Genomic DNA, 16,443 nt, shown 5'->3' on the forward strand with positions numbered 1-16,443 from the left:
CCGGGGGTCTCGTCGCTGTCAGCGGCGGCCGGGGGTCTCGTCGCTCTCGGCGGCGGCCGGGGTGTGGCGGCTCGAGCGGCTGGACACTCCGCGCCACCGCCGGGCGGTCCACGCCGGTTGCCCGTAGGGCCACCTCGGCCTGACGTTATCCTCCACGAGAACGCGGTTCAGCTCCGGGGAGGACGTCGGAAATGATCGGAATGGTACTGGCGGCCGGGGCCGGCCGACGGCTACGTCCGTACACCGACACCCTGCCGAAGGCGCTGGTGCCGGTGGACGGGGAGATCACCATCCTGGACATCGCGCTGCGCAACCTCGCCGAGGTCGGGCTCACCGAGGTCGTGATCGTGGTCGGCTACGCCGCGGACGCGGTCCGGGAGCGGCAGGCGGCGCTGGAGGAGAAGTACGGCGTCACCCTCACCCTCGTGCCCAACGACAAGGCCGAGGAGTGGAACAACGCCTACTCGCTGTGGCTGGCGCGGGAGTACTTCGCCCGGGGCGTGCTGCTGGTCAACGGCGACACCGTGCACCCGGTGAGCGTGGAGAAGACCCTGCTGGCCGAGCGCGGGCCGGGCATCCTGCTGGCCGTCGACAACATCAAGCCGCTGGCCGAGGAGGAGATGAAGACCACCTTCGACGCCGCCGGCCAGCTCACCCGGATCACCAAGCTGATGGACCCGGGCGAGTCGTACGGCGAGTACATCGGCGCCACGCTGATCGAGCCGCAGGTGGCTGACGCGCTCGCCGACGCCCTGGAGACGACCTGGCGGCGGGACCCGAACCTCTACTACGAGGACGGCTACCAGGAGTTCGCCGACCGGGGCGGGGAGGTGCGGGCCGCGCCGATCGGCGACGTGTCCTGGGTCGAGGTGGACAACCACGCCGACCTCGCCCGGGCCCGGGAGATCGCGTGCCGCTACTAGCCCGGACGGTCAACACCCCGCTCTCCATCGAGGTCCGGCGGGGCGCGGTGGCCGACCTGGGCCCGCTCCTGGCCGACCGGCGGATCTCCGCCGGCGGGGACGTGGCGGTGGTGGTCGGCCCCGGCCAGGGCGAGAAGATCGTGGAGCTGTGCCGGCCGTCGCTCGGCGCGGCCGATGTGTTCACGGTCACCGGTGGCACCATCGACGCCGCCAACCAGCTCGGCGACCACCTGCGCCGCCGGCAGTACGACGCCGTGGTGGGCATCGGTGGCGGCAAGACCATCGACACCGCCAAGTACGCGGCCACCCGTTACGGCATCCCGATGGTCACGGTCGCGACCAGCCTGGCCAACGACGGCATCGCCTCGCCGACGGCGTCCCTGGACCACGAGGGCGGCAAGGGCTCCTACGGCGTACACATCCCGATCGCGGTGATCGTCGACCTGGACTTCGTGGAGAGCGGCCCGGACCGGCAGACCCAGGCCGGCATCGGCGACGCGGTGAGCAACCTCAGCGCCTGCGCGGACTGGGAGTTGGCCCACGCGGTGCGCGGTGAGCCGATCGACGGCCTGGCCCTCACCCTGGCCCGGACCGGCGCCGAGGCCCTGATCAACCACCCCGGCAAGATCACCGACGACGCGTTCCTGACCACTCTGGCCGAGGCGCTCATCCTGGGCGGGATCGCGAGTTCGGTGTGCGGGTCGACCCGGCCGGCCAGCGGGGGCGACCACGAGATCTCGCACGCGATCGACCGGCTCTTCCCCGGCACGGGTTCGCACGGGGAGCAGGTCGGCCTCGGTGCGCTCTTCTGCACCTTCCTGCGCGGCGAGACGGAACGCTTCGGCCAGCTCGCCCGCTGCCTGCACCGGCACGGCCTGGCCACCACGCCCGCCGATCTGGGGTTGACCGACGAGCAGTTCGTCGAGGCCGTGCAGTTCGCCCCGGCCACCCGGCCGGACCGGTTCACCATCCTCGAGCACCTCGCGCTGTCGGCCGACGAGACCCGTCGGCGGCTGGGAGATTACGCCGATGAACTTCGCGATCACCGTGTCTGACCCCGCCCGCCCGACCGTCGCCGACTTCCACCGGCGCAACCGGGGCGGCGGCCTGTTCAGCGAGTCGGTGAGCCAGTGGATCGGGGCGTTCTTCGCCCTGCTCGCCCAGCGGGCCGGGCTGCGCCCGACCGCGTTGACCCTCGCCAACCTGGTGCTCGGCCTCGCCGCCTCGGTCACCGTGATCGCGCTCGCCGGCCCGGTCGCGGCCGGCACCGTCCCGGCCTGGGCGGTCGGGCTGGTCGCCCTGGTCGGCTGGCAGGTCGCGTACGCGCTGGACTGTGCCGACGGTCAGCTCGCCCGGGTGACCGGGCAGGGCAGCGCGGCCGGTGCCCGGGTCGACGTGCTCTGCGACGTGGCCGCCCAGATCGCCCTGGTCGCCGCGCTCGGGGCGACCGCCGTGGCGCAACACCCGGGCACGCCCGCGTGGCTGGTCGCGACGTTCGCCGGCACCTGGATGGTCAACCTGGTCACCTCGGTGATGCAGGCCGGGCCGAACGCGGCCAGCATGGTCACCTCGACCTCGCTCCCGGTACGCCTCGCCAAGCTGGTCCGCGACTACGGCGCGGTGATCCTCCTGGCCGGCCTGGTGCTGACCGTCGCCCCCGCGCTGGCCCTCTGGCTGCTCGTGGCCTTCACGATCGTCAACGGCGGATTCCTGCTGGCCAGCGTCGCCTTCTCCGCCCGCGCCTCCCTCCGCTGACGGGCACCGACCCGACCGTGCTCGGGCGGCCCGGCCCGGCCCGGCTCGGGGCGGGTCCGGCCAGGCGCGGTTCCGGCTCGGCGCGAGTCCGGATCGGCGCGGGCCCGACCTGGGGCCCGGTTCGGGGTTCGGCTCGGGCGGACCCGGCAGGCGGCTCGGGTGCCGGCGATGAACGGTGCTTACCCCTTGTGACCGTCAGGGCTGGGCCGGGGTCGTCCGGTTGCCCGCCACACCGGCGTAGATGTCGATCAGGCGCCGGGTCACCACGTCGGGGTGGAAGAGCCGCTCGTACCGGGCCCGGGCGGCGGTCGCCAGGACGCCGGCGCCGGCCCGGGCCACCGGGAGGGCGGCGGCCAGCACCGCCGGCTCGGGCGGCACCACCCAGCCCGCCGCACCGGGCTTGATGCCCGCCGGGATCGCCGGCCCGCTAGCGGCGCCGGCGGGGGCCGAGGCCACCTCGGCCGGGCCGGTGCCGGCCGGCTCGCGCGGGGTGTCGGCGCCGACCAGGTACGGGATGCCGCCCAGCGCGGTGCCGAGCACCGGCCGCCCGCTGGCCAGCGCCTCGATGATCACGGTGGGCAGCACGTCGTGCCAGGTGGAGGTGGCCAGCACCACGGCGCTCGAGGTGATCGCGGCACGGACCCCGGCCCGGTCGAGCTGCCCCAGGTAGTGCACGTCGGGTCGCTCGGCGGCGGCCGCCTCGACCAGCGGGCGCAGCTCGCCGTCCCCGGCGATCCGCAGCGGGCCCAGCGCGCCGACCGGGTGCCGCCGCCATGCCTCCAGCAGCAGGTCGAGCCCTTTCTCCGGGGTGAGCCGGGCCAGATAGAGGAAGCCTTCGCCGAGCGGCGCCGGGGCGCCGGGGTCGGGGACCGCGTTCGGCTTCACCACGATCCGCTCGTCCGGGATGCCGTAGTCGCGCAGGTGGTCGGCGACCGCGCTGGTCAACGCGATGAACCGGTCGACCGACCGCCAGGTGGGGCGGTGCACGGCCAGCGTGGTGGCCATCAGCGCGCTCTGCGCCCGGGAGCCGCGGTAGCAGCGGTGCACGATGGCCGGCACGCCCAGCGCCCGGCCCCGGCAGTCCTGGCAGATCACGCCGTCCCGGAAGTAGAGCCCGGAGGAGCAGACCTGCCGGTAGTTGTGCACCGTCTGCACCACCGGCACCCCCCGCTTGTGCGCGGTCCGCACCACCCAGGGCGAGAGCAGCGGGTACGGGTTGTGCAGGTGCAGCACGTCGGGCCGGTGCTCGACGAGCAGCCGGTCGAGGTCGTGCTGGGCCTGCGGGGCCCAGATCGGGGAGATCGGCAGCAGCGCCTTGGCCGCCTTCGACATGGTGGGGATCTCGTCGGAGCTGCGCAGGAACGGCAGCACCTCCACCCCGGCGGCGGTGAGCTGCCCGATCTCGGCGTCGACGATCGTGTTCTCGCCGGAGGGCTGGGCTTCCCGGTACCGGTTGTGCGCCACCACGATTCTCACGGGAAAGAAGGCTACCGTTGTACGGTGCCCGAACTACCGGAGGTGGAAGCGCTCGCCGGCTACCTGCGCGAGCGCGCGGTGGGCCGGCGCGTCGAGCGCGTCGAGATCACCGCGATCAGCGCCCTGAAGACGTACGATCCGCCGCCGAGCGCGGTGGCCGGGCGGGCCGTGGCCGGCGCGGGCCGGCACGGCAAGTTCCTCGACGTGCTCTTCGAGGGCGGGCTGCACCTGGTCGTGCACCTGGCCCGCGCGGGCTGGCTGCACTACCGGGAGGCGTTCCCGTCGACCACCCCGCTGCGTCCCGGCAAGGGCCCGGTCGCGGTGCGGGTCCGGCTCGACGACGGCTCCGGGTTCGACCTGACCGAGGCCGGCACCCAGAAGAAGCTGGCCGCGTACCTGGTGACCGATCCGGCGCTGGTGCCCGGGGTGGCCAAGCTCGGGCCGGACGCGCTCGGCGCCGACCTGGCCACCTTCGCCGAGCGGCTCCGCAGCCGGCGGGGGCAGGTCAAGGGAGTGCTGACCGACCAGGCGGTGCTGGCCGGCGTGGGCAACGCGTACTCCGACGAGATCCTGCACGCGGCGAAGCTCTCGCCGTTCGCGCTCACCGACCGGCTCACCGACGACCAGCTCGCCACCCTGCACGCGGCGACCCGGGCCGTGCTCGGTGACGCGGTCCGGCGGTCGATGGGGCAGCGGGCCGCGGAGCTGAAGGGCGAGAAGCGCTCCGGGCTGAAGGTCCACGCCCGGAAGGGCCTGCCCTGCCCGGTATGTGGCGATCTGGTGCGCGAGGTGTCGTTCGCTGATTCGAGCCTCCAGTACTGCCCCACCTGCCAGACCGGGGGCAAGCCACTCGCTGACCGTCGGTTGTCCCGCCTCGTACGGTGAGTAACCCCACTCTGCGATTACGGAGAGGAATCGACCCGGGATCTCCGAAGCTCCCGGTCCGCTCCTCTACCGGGCCCGCCATCCATCGGTATAGTGGCCCGGTCCCCGGCTTCACAACCGATACGGAGCCGGCCAGATCCCCGCGAGCACCGACGGACGGCACTTCCCTTCGGGAGGCCGTCCCGGCCGGGCCCGGCGTGGGAGACTGGAACGGTGGGCGACCCGGGCCCTCACTGCGAGTGAGGACGCGTGTCATGCGGGAGGACATGGGTTGAGGTGACGACAAGCCTCCAGCGCCCGGTAACCAACACAGGCCGGAGCAAGAGCGTGCGGCACGTCGACAGCTTCGAAATCCAGCCGCCGACACCGCCGTCGCACAACGGCGTACCCCGGTCGGCTTGGGCCCGTGCTCGCCGGCGGGTGTCCCGCTGGCACCGCCCCTACACCGCGCTGCTGCTCCTGCTCGACTTCGCCGCGGTGGTGGTGGCCGACTGGATCGCCCAGGAGGCGTTCGGCCAGGCCCGGGCCGGCTTCTACAACGCCCAGGAAGACCCGACCTGGTTCTACACCGTGGCGTTCGTGCTGCTGCCGCTCGGCTGGCTGGTCCTGCTCTGGGGCAACCGGGCGTACGACCGGCGGTACCTCGGGCTCGGCCCCGACGAGTTCAAGCGGGTGGTCCGGGGCGGGGTGGCGGTCGCCGCCACGGTGTCGTTCCTCGCCTTCGCCACCAAGACCGACCTCTCCCGCTACACGGTGGGCTTCGCCCTGCTCGGCGCGTTGATGCTGATCCTGGCTGAGCGGTTCATGGCGCGCTTCCTGCTGCACGCGATCCGCCGCCGGGCCGGCCAGGCCGGGCACCGGATGGTGCTGATCGGCACCCTGCCGGAGTGCCTGGAGGTCTACACCGCGGTCACCCGCAACCCCGGCGCCGGCCTGGTGCCGGTGGCGATCCACCTCACCGACGGGTACGCCGCCGCGCGGGGCATCGAGACCCCCGTGCCGGTCTACGCCGGCCGGGACGTGCTCGCCCTGGTCCGCGAGGTCGGCGGGGACACCATCGCGGTCTGCGGCTCGGCCAGCGCCGAGCCCGGCGAGCTGCGCCGGCTGGCCTGGCAACTGGAGGGCTCCGGCGTCGACCTGGTGGTCGCGCCCCAGCTCACCGACATCGCCGGCCCCCGGGTGCACATCCGCCCGATCGAGGGCCTGCCGCTGCTGCACGTCGAGGAGCCGACGCTGTCGGGCCCGGCGCTGCTGGTCAAGAACCTGATGGACCGGGTGGCCGCCGGGCTCGGCCTGGTGCTGCTGATCCCGCTCTTCGCGGCCATCGCGCTCGCCATCCGGATCTCCGACCCCGGGCCGGTCTTCTTCCGGCAGCCCCGGGTCGGGCACGAGGGGCGGACCTTCCGGGTCTGGAAGTTCCGGACCATGTACGTCGACGCCGAGGAGCGCCTGGCCAGCCTGGTCGACCAGAACGAGACCGACGGCCTGCTGTTCAAGATGAAGCAGGACCCGCGGGTCTTCCCGGTGGGCCGGTTCCTGCGCGCCTCCTCGCTGGACGAGCTGCCCCAGCTGATCAACGTGCTCTGGGGCGAGATGTCGCTGGTCGGGCCGCGCCCGCTCCCCGCCGACGACGGCGACTTCCTGGGCGACGTGCGGCGCCGGCTGCTGGTCCGCCCCGGGATCACCGGCCTGTGGCAGGTCTCCGGCCGCTCCGACCTGTCCTGGGACGAGGCGGTCCGGCTGGACCTCTACTACGTCGACAACTGGTCGCTGGCGTACGACCTGAGCATCCTGTGGCGGACCGTCGGGGTGGTGCTCGCCCGCAAGGGCGCGTACTAGCGCTCCGGAGGCGGACCCGTCAGGATCGCTGCGTGGGTGGCAACCTCTCGGCCGTGTTCGGCGTCGTCTCGCTGGTCAGCGCGCTCGCCGCGGCGCTCTGGGCGGTGCTGCGGCTGCGCGGCCGCCGGGGCATCGCGACCGCCACCCAGCGCGCCACCTACGAGGTGCTGCACACCGCCGGGCTGGCCGCCGAGCCGCTGCGGGCCGGGCTGAGCGCGGCGGGCGCGGCGAAGGCCGTACGCCATCTGCGGGCCCTGGTGGGTGCGGCCGGGCTGGCCCTGACGGACCGGGAGGCCCTGCTCGCGCTCGACGGGCGCGGGGCGCACCACGGCGACCAACTGCTCGCGGCGGCCCAGCGGGCGGCCGGCACCGGCCGGTCGACCGTGCTGCACGACGCGGAGCTGCAGTGCGACCTGGTGGACTGCCCGGTACGCGGCGCCGTGGTGGCCCCGCTGAGCGCGGACGGCCGGGTGGTCGGGGCGCTGGTGGCGATCGCCGACGAGCGGCCCGCCCCGGGGCTGGTGCAGGCCACCCTGGAGACCGCGCACTGGGCCGGCGATCAGCTCGCCCTCGCCGAGCTGGACTCGTCCCGGGAGCGCCTGGCCCGGGCCGAGGTACGCGCGCTGCGCGCCCAGATCAGCCCGCACTTCATCTACAACGCGCTGACCGCCATCGGCTCGTTCGTCCGGACCGACCCGGAGCGGGCCCGCGAGCTGATCCTGGAGTTCGCCGAGTTCACCCGCTACTCGTTCCGGGCGCACGGCGAGTTCACCACCCTCGCCGAGGAGCTGCGCTCGATCGACCGGTACCTGACCATCGAGCGGGCCCGGTTCGGGGAGCGACTCCAGGTGCGGCTCCAGATCGCTCCGGAGGTGCTGCCGGTGACCCTGCCGTTCCTCTGCCTCCAGCCGCTGGTGGAGAACGCGGTCCGGCACGGGTTGTCCCGCAAGCCGGGCACCGGCATGGTGAGCATCGAGGCCCGGGACGCGGGCGCGGAGTGCCACATCACGGTGGAGGACGACGGAGTGGGGATGGATCCGACCACGCTGACCGCCGGCATCGCCGAGCTGGCCGCGGCCGGCGGTGACCCGACCGACGACCCAGGGCAGCACGTCGGCCTCTCGAACGTCGACGAGCGGCTCCGGTCGGCCTTCGGGGACCGGTTCGGCCTGGTCGTCGAGACGGGCCTGGGCTCGGGTACGAAGGTGAGCATGCGGGTGCCGAAGTTCCATCCCGGGGTCCGGGCGACGTCATGAACACCGCCACCGGGTTTCTCCGCGTGCTGGCGGTGGACGACGAGCCGCCAGCGCTGGACGAGCTGGCGTACCACCTGCGGGCGGATCCGCGGGTGGCCCGGCTGCACACCGCCGGGGACGCCACCGAGGCGCTGCGGCTGCTCCGCGACGGCGACGTGGACGTGGTCTTCCTGGACATCCGGATGCCCGGGCTGGACGGCATGGAGCTGGCCCGGGTGCTGCGCCGGTTCGCTCGGCCACCGGCGATCGTCTTCGTCACCGCGTACGACGACGGCGCGGTGGACGCCTTCGACCTGGGCGCCACGGACTACGTGCGCAAGCCGGTACGGGCGGAACGGCTGGCCGAGTCGCTGCGCCGGGTGATCGGCTCCCGGGTGGTCCCCTCGCACCCGGCGGCCCTGGCCCGGGCCGAGGAGGACCCGACCATCCCGATCGAGCTGGCCGGGACGACCCGGATGCTGCCCCGCTCGGCGGTGCGCTGGGTGGAGGCGCAGGGCGACTACGCCCGGCTGCACACCGCGGACGGCTCGCACCTGGTCCGGGTCTCGCTGGCCACCCTGGCCGAGCGTTGGGCGGACGCGGGGTTCGTACGGATCCACCGCTCGTACCTGGTGCAGCTGCGGCTGATCGCGGAGCTGCGGCTGGTCAACTCGGGGTACGTGGTGGTGATCGACGGGGCGGAGTTGCCGGTGAGCCGCCGGCACACCCGGGAGCTGAAGGACAAGCTGGTCCGGGCCGCCAAGCAGGACTGGAACCGCTGAGCGGAGATTTTTCCGCCGGATCGGGAATACGCGCCATTGGCCGTACGCTGTACGGGACGCCGTACGACAGAGTGGAGGCCGCATGCCCGACAGCCGTTACGACGCCGCGACCGACTTCGACCGCCAGCTCGACCGCCTGGTGGGGCTCGGCTACCCCGCCCTCGCCGGGCTGACCGAGGACGCCTTCCGCGACCTGCTCACCCCGCTGCGCGCAGCGGCCGTCGCCGGGGCGGCCGGGCTGGCCGCACCCACCGACGGGCGGGTGCCCTTCCTGCTGGTGACCACCCGCGAGCTGGTGCCGGTGCCGGAGCGGATCGCGCTGACCACGCTCGCCGGCAAGCGCAAGCCCGGCGTCCTCGACCGAAACTTCCCCGCCGCCGACCTGCCCAGGTTCGACCCGATCAAGGAGCTGGAGGTGCCGGCCGGGCCGGCGTACCTGCTCTTCGACGTGGACCGGGGCGAGGAGTACCGCAACCTGCCGCCGGCCACCGCGCTGGACCAGATGACCGCGGCCGGCCGGCTGCCGATCACCATCGACGAGGGCCTGGCGTTCGTCACCCTGCACCCGCCCGCCCTGGCCAGCAACCGGTGCTTCTCGCTGGTCGGGTCGCGCTGCGGCGACCGGCGGGTGCCGGCGCTCTGGATCAGCCAGGGCGCGCCGAAGCTGGGCTGGTGCTGGCACGGCAACCCGCACACCTGGCTCGGCTCGGCCACCGCCGATCCGGTACGGGTCGGACTCGGCTGAGCCACGGGGGCGTCCCCACCCGTCGTCCACAACGAGGCAGCGGTCATCCACCGGGTTGTCCACAGGAGTGAAGCGTTATCCACATGTTGTCCACAGCGCCGTCCCGGTGCTCTTGACATTCCCACCGGGCAGGCGAGACTGCCGGGGATGACCGGAGCCGGGGAGCAGGACGGTCCGGGGCGGCGGGTGGCCGCTCCGGTCTCCGGGCCGCGCGCCCCGGAGCCGGACACCGCCGGCCCGGACACCCCCGGGCCGCGCGCCCCCGGTGCGCGCACCCCCTGGCCGTCCCGCCGGACCCGGATCGTGCTGGCCGAGGTGTCCCGCCCGGCCAGCCGAGCGGAGCGGACCCGCTCCGAGCTGACCCAGCAGACCCGGGTCGGCGAGACCCTGGTGCAGGGCCTCATGCGGGCCCAGCTCTCGCTGGCGCTGCGGCTCAGCCTGCTGGTGCTGATCGGGCTGGGCGGCCTGCCCTGGCTCTTCGCCATCGCGCCGTCGGTCGGTCGGGTCACCGTGCTCGGGGTCAACCTGCCGTGGCTGCTGCTCGGGGTGGCCGCCTTCCCCTTCCTGATCGGGGTCGGCTGGGCGTACGTGCGGCTGGCCGAGCGCAACGAGCAGGACTTCACCGACCTGGTCCAGCGGCCGGAGCGCTGAGATGGGCAACGCGTACGTCGTCCCGGCGATCGTGGTGGTCACCCTGGTCACCGTGGGGATCGGCTTCTACGGGCTGCGACTGGCCCGGACCACCTCCGACTTCCTGGTCGCCTCCCGGGCGGTCAGCCCGACCTGGAACGCCGCCGCGATCGGCGGGGAATACCTGTCGGCGGCGAGCTTCCTCGGCGTGGCCGGCCTCATCCTCAAGTACGGCGTCGACGTGCTCTGGTACCCGGTCGGCTTCGCCGCCGGCTACCTGGCACTGCTGCTCTTCGTGGCCGCCCCGCTGCGCCGCTCCGGGGCGTTCACCCTGCCGGACTTCTGCGAGGTGCGGCTCGGCTCGCGGCGGCTGCGCAAGCTGGCCACCGTCTTCGTCATCTTCATCGGCTGGCTCTACCTGGTGCCGCAACTCCAGGGCGCCGGGCTGACGTTGAACACGGTCGCCGGCTCGCCGTACCCGGTGGGCGCGCTGCTGGTCGCCGTGGTGGTGACCGCGAACGTGGCGCTGGGCGGGATGCGGGCGATCACCTTCGTCCAGGCGTTTCAGTACTGGCTCAAGCTGACCGCGCTGGCCGTACCCGCGATCTTCCTGGCGTTGCAGTGGCAGGCCGACGCCCGCCCGGCGGTGACCCCGCCCGACGGGCCGGCGTTCCGGACCGCGACCACCGTCGTGGTCGAGCACCGCGCGACCCTCACCCTCCCCGACGGCGAGATCCGGGAGGTACGCCCCGGCGACCGGCTCGACTTCGCCGCCGGTGACCCGGTGCCGGAGGTCGCCGGCACGGCCACCGACGCGGGCGACTGGCTCCTCCCGGACACCGCCGGGGACGACGACCGGGGATTGTTCGCCACCTACTCGCTGATCCTGGCCACCTTCCTCGGCACCATGGGCCTGCCGCACGTGCTGGTCCGCTTCTACACCAACCCGGACGGCGCGGCCGCCCGGCGCACCACGCTGGTGGTGCTCGCCCTGGTCGGCGTCTTCTACCTGCTGCCCACCATCTACGGCGTACTGGGCCGGATCTACACCCCGCAACTGCTGATCACCGGCCAGACCGACGCGGTGGTGGTGCTGCTGCCGGGGGCGGCCCTCGGGGCGGGCCTTGCGGGCCGGCTGCTCGCCGCGCTGGTCTCCGCCGGGGCGTTCGCCGCCTTCCTCTCCACCTCGTCCGGGCTGCTCACCAGCGTCGCCGGGGTGATCTCCACGGACGTGCTCGGCCGCGGCTCGGTGCGCGGTTTCCGGCTGGCCACGGTGATCGCGGGCGGGGTGCCGGCGGTCCTCGCCCTGAACGTCTCCGGGCTGGACGTCTCACAGGTGGTGGGGCTGGCGTTCGCGGTGGCCGCGTCGAGCTTCTGCCCGCTGCTGGTGCTCGGCATCTGGTGGCGCGGCCTGACCGACCTGGGCGCCGCCGCCGGGGTGCTGGTCGGCGGCGGGGCGGCGATCGGCGCGGTGCTGCTCACCGTGCTCGGCCCGCCGCTGACCGGCTGGCCGGCCACGCTGACCACCCAGCCGGCCGCGTGGACGGTGCCGCTGGCGTTCACCGTGATGGTGGCGGTGTCGATGGCCACCCGACGGCGGCTGCCGCCCGACGTCGGGGTCACCATGCTGCGCCTGCACGCCCCGGAGACACTGCGGCTCTAGCCCCTCCGGGCGTCGTCAGCAGGCGTCGGTCCCGAGGCAGAGCCGGTCCGCCACCCGATTCGCCACCGAGCGTGCCTCGTTGGGCGTCGTCTTGTGGTCCAGCCGGAGCTGCGCCAGCAGATCGCCCCGTCGCACGAAGAGCCAGCGGCTCGGGATCCCCTTGATCTGGCCGGCCACGAGCACCCAGTCGTCCTCGCCCGGCCCCTCGCCGAGGACGGCGAGGAATTCCTCCACGTGGTCCGGTTCGCATCCGGTGGCGATCCCCCGGACCCGCTGGAGGGAGGTGGTGGCGCCGGTGCCGGAGTGCCGGGTGACCCGTTCGACCAGCCAGTCGGTGGCCGAGTCGAACTGCACGAACGTGGTGGCCACCACGCCGACCGTCAGTGCGGGCACCTGGCCGTCGCAGTGGGCGGTCGCGGCTTCCAACGTCCAGTCACCGCCCCCGTTGGTCCGCTTCATCGTGAAGCCCTTGGGCAGGTCGGCGAGTTGCAGGGTGGCAGCCGCCGGGATGGTGCGGTCGGCCCGGCCGCTGCCGGCCGCGGCGCTGGTCGGGGGCGAGCTCGACGGCGTGCCGCCGCTCGGGTCCGGGCTCCCGCTCGGAGTCGGGTCGGCCGTGCGCTGCGGGGTCGGCTCCGGCGTCGTGGGGTTGACGGTGGCCGGAGGCAGCGGCGGCGTGGCGTCCGGGCGGTCGGCCAGCGCCACCGCGCCTGAGGCGACCACCGCGACGGCGACCGCGCAGGCCAGCACGGCGGCGATCCGGGTACGGCGGGTGCGTTGCCGGCCGCGCCGGCGGACCTGCTCGACGGGCGCCCAGACCAGGTGTTCGGTGTCCCGGTAGAGCTCCGAGAAGAGCGGCTCAGGCATTGCTGACCTCCTCGGGCAGGTTGATGTCGAGGAGAGCCGCCAGGGCCCTGCGGCCCCGGGCGAGGCGGGCTTTGACGGTGCCGGCGGGAGTGCCGGTCTGCTCGGCGATCTCGGCCACCGACAGGTCGGCCAGGTGGTACAGGACGATGGCGTGCCGCTGCTCCGCCGGGAGCCGCCGCAGCGCGGTGACCAGCAGCACGGTGTTCTCCGAGGGCGGCCCGACGGCGGGCGCCGGCCCGTGCCGCCGGTACGCGGCGACGCCACCCCGGATCTTGCGCCAGCGGTTGATCAGGAGCCGGTGACCGACCATGCGGACCCAGGCCTCGGGATCGTCGTACCCGCTGATCCGCGACCAGCGCTGCCAGGCCCGGACGTACGCCTCCTGGGCGGCGTCCTGCGCCTCGCTGAGGTCACCGGCTAGCGCGTAGAGCACCGTGACGACCCGTTGCCTGGTGGTTCGGTAGAACTCGTCGAATCCGGTGTCCGCATCCAATGTCCCTCCCCCGCCACGACCCTGCCTCTGTGACACCCGCCACCGTCCGGACCGGTTGCGCCGGCCGGTCCCGACTGTCGGGTTCTGCCGGTCGTCCGTGGCCGCGGTCCGGCCGGTGCCCGCGGGTCCGGGTGGTTCGCGCTACGGCTCAGGTAGGACCGGGGATCATCCTGTGGCCGGATCGACGGCTGGACCGGGCGGGATACGGTCGGGGGCATGGCTGAGCACCCCGCGCTGTCCCTCCGTGGCCTGGTCAAAAGGTTCGACACCAAGGTGGCGGTCGCCGGCGTCGACCTGGACGTGCCGACCGGCTCGTTCTACGGACTGCTCGGCCCGAACGGTGCCGGCAAGACCACCACCCTCTCGATGGCCGTCGGCCTGCTGCGCCCCGACGCCGGCCAGGCCCGGGTCCTCGGGTACGACGTCTGGGCCGATCCGGTCCGCGCCAAGGGCCTGCTCGGCGTGATGCCGGACGGGGTACGCCTCTTCGACCGGCTCAGCGGGGCGGAGCTGCTGGCGTACCACGGTCTGCTGCGCGGCATGGACCCGGCGGTGGTCGACCAGCGGGCCGCGGAGCTGCTGGACGTGCTGGCGCTCGGCGACGCCGGCCGCACCCTGGTGGTCGACTACTCGGCCGGCATGAAGAAGAAGATCGGCCTGGCCTGCGCGCTGCTGCACGGCCCTCGGCTGCTGGTGCTCGACGAGCCGTTCGAGGCGGTCGACCCGGTCTCGGCCGCGCTGATCCGCGACATCCTGCACCGCTACGTGGTCGGCGGCGGCACGGTCGTCTTCTCCAGTCACGTGATGGAGGTGGTCGAGCGGCTCTGCACGCACGTGGCGATCCTCGCCCAGGGCCGGATCAGCCGGGTCGGCACGCTCGACGAGGTGCGCGGCGGCCGTCCCCTGGAGGAGGTCTTCGTGACGGCGGTCGGCGGCCGGACCGCCACCGGTGAGGAGCTGTCGTGGCTGTCCCGGTGAGCGCACCGGACGCGCCGGCCCGGCCGGTCTCGGCCCGACACTTCGTCCGGCTCAAGCTGCGGGTGATGGGCAACAACTTCCGGGGCCAGGGCTGGCGGGTCGCGCTCTTCGTGGTGGGGTTGTTCTTCGGGCTCTGGTTCGCCGCCGGCGGTTTCTTCGCGCTGGCCGCCCCCGGTCTGGCCGGCGAGCCCCGCTACGCGCTGCTGGTCGCCGCGTTCGGCGGTGGGCTGCTGGTGTTGGGCTGGCTGCTGCTGCCGCTGGTCTTCTTCGGCGTGGACGAGACCCTGGACCCGGCCCGGTTCGCCCTGCTCCCGCTGTCCCGGCGCACCCTGGTCACCGGCCTGTTCGCCGCCGCCCTGATCAGCGTGCCGGTGCTGGCGACGCTGCTCGCGGTGACCGGGCTGGTGGTGACCGCCGGGGCGCTCGGCGGTTGGCTGGCCGCGCTGGTCGCGGTGCTCGGCGCCGCCGGCGGGCTGCTGCTCTGCGTGGCCGCCGCCCGCGCGGTGACCAGCGCATTCGCCACCATGTTGCGGTCCCGCCGGGTACGCGACCTGGCCGCGGTGCTGCTCGCGGTGCTGGCCGCGCTGCTCGGGCCGGTGCAGATCTTCGTGGCGGCGGCGGTCCAGCGCGCCGACTGGGACCGGCTGACCGGGGTGGCCCGGGTGCTCGGGTGGACGCCGTTCGGGGCGCCGTGGACCGTCGGCATCGACGTGGCCGAGGGCCGGGGCGGCGCCGCCGCGCTGAAGCTCCTGATCACCGCGCTGACGGTGGGCGCGCTGCTGCTCTGGTGGTCGCGGACGCTCGAGTCGGCGATGGTCGGCGCGACCAGCGCCGGACCGGCGCGGCAGCGGCGCGGCCCGATCGGTGGGGCCGTCGGGCAGCTCTTCCCCCGGGCGGTCGGCTGGGCCCGGCGGGACCGGTTCGGCGCGCTGGTCGCCCGGGAGTGCCGCTACTGGTGGCGGGACGCCCGGCGGCGGGCCAACCTGATCACCATCGCGGTGGTCGGCGTGTTCGTGCCGGTGATGGTCAACCTGGGTGGCTCCCGGCTGATCGAGGACGGCGGTCAGGCGTTCGGCCAGGCGGCGGCGGACGCGTCGCCGGTGCTGGTCAGCCTCTCGATGCTTTTCGTCGGTGTGCTCGCCTCGGTCACCCTGGCGAACCAGTTCGGTTTCGACGGCAGCGCGTACGCGGCGAACGTGGTGGCCGGGGTGCCGGGGCGGGTGGAGCTGCGGGCCAGGATGGCCGCGTTCTCGCTCTACGTGGTGCCGATCCTGATCGCCGTGGCGATCGTGCTGGCCGTCGCGCTCGGGCGGCCGGGCTGGCTCGGGGTGATGGCCGGGGCCCTGCTCGCCGCGTACGGCTGCGGGCTGGCGGTCAACTCCTTCGTGGCGGTGCTCGGCGGCTTCGCCCTGCCGGAGACGAGCAACCCGTTCGCGATGAACACCGGCTCGGGGGTGGCGAAGAGCCTGCTCAGCCTGGTCTCCATGGTCGCCTCGGCGGCGCTGGGGGTGCCGCTGGTGGTGGCCGCGGCGCTGCTCGGTGACGTCTGGCTCTGGCTGGCCCTGCCAGTCGGCGCGGCGTACGGGCTGGGCGGGGCGCTGCTCGGGGCGTACCTGGCCGGCGACGCGCTGGACCGGCGCCAGCCGGAACTGCTGGCCGCCGTCACCCCGAGGCGCTGACCATGCCGGTCGTCGAGGCCGTGGTCACCGTCCCGGTGCCGCCGGAGCTGGCCTTCGCCGTGTCGCAGACGGTGGCGCCGGTTCGCTACCGGTGGGACCCGTTCGTCCGGGAGCAGCACTTCCTGGCCGGCGCCACCCGGCCGGGCAAGGGGGTACGCACCTTCACCCGGTCCCGGCACGGCCTGGTCATGGTCAGCGAGTACGTCTCGTACGCCCCGCCGAGCAACGTGGGCATGAAGATGGTGCGCGGCCCGTGGTTCTTCGAGCGGTTCGGCGGCGGTTGGCGGTTCGCCCCGGGGCCCGATCCCGGGACGACGGTCGCCACCTGGCGGTACAACTTCCGCTGCCGGCCGGCGGCGCTGCGCCCGGTCGCCGAGTGGATCGGGGTACGCCTGCTCGGCTGGGACATCCGCCGCCGGATCGCCGGCTACGCGGCCGGCTGCGCCGACCCGGAGGTGCTGGCCGCCGCCCGCCGCGCCCTCGCGGCCTGACGCGC

16 protein-coding genes are annotated in these 16,443 nt (G+C 74.0%); 13 read left to right on the plus strand and 3 right to left on the minus strand.

The genetic code is table 11. From position 1 onward, the window contains the following. Nucleotides 1-191: 191 nt before the first annotated feature. From ACIBPB_RS28260 to ACIBPB_RS28270, 3 genes are read left to right on the plus strand one after another with little or no spacing between them, the layout of a single operon-like run. A complete protein-coding gene (locus tag ACIBPB_RS28260) occupies nt 192-923 on the plus strand; it encodes a sugar phosphate nucleotidyltransferase (protein WP_396842490.1) in 732 nt (243 codons plus the stop codon). Then, nucleotides 911-1,978, plus strand: a complete 1,068-nt coding sequence (locus ACIBPB_RS28265) for an iron-containing alcohol dehydrogenase family protein (protein ID WP_396842491.1) — start codon at nt 911-913, stop codon at nt 1,976-1,978. The genes ACIBPB_RS28260 and ACIBPB_RS28265 overlap by 13 nt, the downstream gene beginning before the upstream one ends. Beyond that, nucleotides 1,953-2,678 (plus strand): CDP-alcohol phosphatidyltransferase family protein, encoded by a 726-nt coding sequence (locus ACIBPB_RS28270; RefSeq protein ID WP_396842492.1) that lies wholly within the window; start codon nt 1,953-1,955, stop codon nt 2,676-2,678. Before ACIBPB_RS28265 ends, ACIBPB_RS28270 begins: the two co-directional genes overlap by 26 nt. A gap of 195 nt (nt 2,679-2,873) precedes the next feature. On the opposite strand, the gene ACIBPB_RS28275 is transcribed toward ACIBPB_RS28270, so the two are convergent. Continuing rightward, on the minus strand, nt 2,874-4,154 hold the full coding sequence (locus tag ACIBPB_RS28275; RefSeq protein ID WP_396842493.1) for a glycosyltransferase family 4 protein: 1,281 nt from the start codon (nt 4,152-4,154) through the stop codon (nt 2,874-2,876). A gap of 24 nt (nt 4,155-4,178) precedes the next feature. Here ACIBPB_RS28275 and ACIBPB_RS28280 point away from each other — a divergent pair, with 24 nt between their 5' ends. The 7 genes from ACIBPB_RS28280 to ACIBPB_RS28310 all read left to right on the plus strand — a co-directional run bounded on the left by ACIBPB_RS28280 (nt 4,179) and on the right by ACIBPB_RS28310 (nt 11,933). After that, a complete protein-coding gene (locus ACIBPB_RS28280) occupies nt 4,179-5,039 on the plus strand; it encodes an Fpg/Nei family DNA glycosylase (RefSeq protein WP_396842494.1) in 861 nt (286 codons plus the stop codon). Between the two features lie 327 nt (nt 5,040-5,366). After that, on the plus strand, nt 5,367-6,878 hold the full coding sequence (locus ACIBPB_RS28285) for a sugar transferase (RefSeq protein WP_396842495.1): 1,512 nt from the start codon (nt 5,367-5,369) through the stop codon (nt 6,876-6,878). A 32-nt stretch (nt 6,879-6,910) separates the two neighbouring features. Continuing rightward, nucleotides 6,911-8,134 (plus strand): histidine kinase, encoded by a 1,224-nt coding sequence (locus tag ACIBPB_RS28290; protein WP_357318856.1) that lies wholly within the window; start codon nt 6,911-6,913, stop codon nt 8,132-8,134. After that, nucleotides 8,131-8,895, plus strand: a complete 765-nt coding sequence (locus tag ACIBPB_RS28295; RefSeq protein ID WP_357318859.1) for a LytTR family DNA-binding domain-containing protein — start codon at nt 8,131-8,133, stop codon at nt 8,893-8,895. The genes ACIBPB_RS28290 and ACIBPB_RS28295 overlap by 4 nt, the downstream gene beginning before the upstream one ends. Nucleotides 8,896-8,977: 82 nt before the next feature. After that, nucleotides 8,978-9,640 (plus strand): DUF5701 family protein, encoded by a 663-nt coding sequence (locus tag ACIBPB_RS28300; protein WP_396842496.1) that lies wholly within the window; start codon nt 8,978-8,980, stop codon nt 9,638-9,640. Between the two features lie 186 nt (nt 9,641-9,826). Then, the gene (locus ACIBPB_RS28305) at nt 9,827-10,291 is read left to right on the plus strand and encodes a hypothetical protein (protein ID WP_396842594.1); all 465 of its coding nucleotides are present in this window, start codon (nt 9,827-9,829) and stop codon (nt 10,289-10,291) included. Nucleotide 10,292: 1 nt separating this feature from the next. Then, on the plus strand, nt 10,293-11,933 hold the full coding sequence (locus tag ACIBPB_RS28310) for a cation acetate symporter (RefSeq protein ID WP_396842497.1): 1,641 nt from the start codon (nt 10,293-10,295) through the stop codon (nt 11,931-11,933). Between the two features lie 15 nt (nt 11,934-11,948). Here the strand turns inward: ACIBPB_RS28310 and ACIBPB_RS28315 are convergent, their stop codons facing one another. Then, complete coding sequence (locus ACIBPB_RS28315) at nt 11,949-12,797, minus strand: hypothetical protein (protein ID WP_396842498.1); 849 nt, start codon at nt 12,795-12,797, stop codon at nt 11,949-11,951. Next, nucleotides 12,790-13,290 (minus strand): SigE family RNA polymerase sigma factor, encoded by a 501-nt coding sequence (locus ACIBPB_RS28320; RefSeq protein WP_396842500.1) that lies wholly within the window; start codon nt 13,288-13,290, stop codon nt 12,790-12,792. Before ACIBPB_RS28320 ends, ACIBPB_RS28315 begins: the two co-directional genes overlap by 8 nt. A 216-nt stretch (nt 13,291-13,506) precedes the next feature. On the opposite strand from ACIBPB_RS28320, the gene ACIBPB_RS28325 reads away from it, so the two are divergent. From ACIBPB_RS28325 to ACIBPB_RS28335, 3 genes are read left to right on the plus strand one after another with little or no spacing between them, the layout of a single operon-like run. After that, nucleotides 13,507-14,268, plus strand: a complete 762-nt coding sequence (locus ACIBPB_RS28325) for an ABC transporter ATP-binding protein (protein ID WP_357318871.1) — start codon at nt 13,507-13,509, stop codon at nt 14,266-14,268. Beyond that, complete coding sequence (locus tag ACIBPB_RS28330) at nt 14,253-15,947, plus strand: ABC transporter permease (protein WP_396842502.1); 1,695 nt, start codon at nt 14,253-14,255, stop codon at nt 15,945-15,947. Before ACIBPB_RS28325 ends, ACIBPB_RS28330 begins: the two co-directional genes overlap by 16 nt. Nucleotides 15,948-15,949: 2 nt before the next feature. Next, nucleotides 15,950-16,438, plus strand: a complete 489-nt coding sequence (locus ACIBPB_RS28335; RefSeq protein ID WP_396842503.1) for an SRPBCC family protein — start codon at nt 15,950-15,952, stop codon at nt 16,436-16,438. Nucleotides 16,439-16,443 lie beyond the last annotated feature (5 nt).

The sequence above is a fragment of the Micromonospora sp. NPDC049836 genome, from assembly GCF_044465125.1.
In the GTDB taxonomy this organism is placed as follows: Bacteria; Actinomycetota; Actinomycetes; order Mycobacteriales; family Micromonosporaceae; genus Micromonospora.

Excerpts from the sequence above, each read along its gene's own strand:
- ACIBPB_RS28260 (WP_396842490.1), top strand. The coding sequence starts at position 192 with ATGATCGGAATGGTACTGGCGGCCGGGGCCGGCCGACGGCTACGTCCG.
- ACIBPB_RS28270 (WP_396842492.1), top strand. The coding sequence starts at position 1,953 with ATGAACTTCGCGATCACCGTGTCTGACCCCGCCCGCCCGACCGTCGCC.
- ACIBPB_RS28295 (WP_357318859.1), top strand. The coding sequence starts at position 8,131 with ATGAACACCGCCACCGGGTTTCTCCGCGTGCTGGCGGTGGACGACGAG.
- ACIBPB_RS28300 (WP_396842496.1), top strand. The coding sequence starts at position 8,978 with ATGCCCGACAGCCGTTACGACGCCGCGACCGACTTCGACCGCCAGCTC.
- ACIBPB_RS28310 (WP_396842497.1), top strand. The coding sequence starts at position 10,293 with ATGGGCAACGCGTACGTCGTCCCGGCGATCGTGGTGGTCACCCTGGTC.
- ACIBPB_RS28315 (WP_396842498.1), bottom strand. The coding sequence starts at position 12,797 with ATGCCTGAGCCGCTCTTCTCGGAGCTCTACCGGGACACCGAACACCTG.
- ACIBPB_RS28325 (WP_357318871.1), top strand. The coding sequence starts at position 13,507 with ATGGCTGAGCACCCCGCGCTGTCCCTCCGTGGCCTGGTCAAAAGGTTC.
- ACIBPB_RS28335 (WP_396842503.1), top strand. The coding sequence starts at position 15,950 with ATGCCGGTCGTCGAGGCCGTGGTCACCGTCCCGGTGCCGCCGGAGCTG.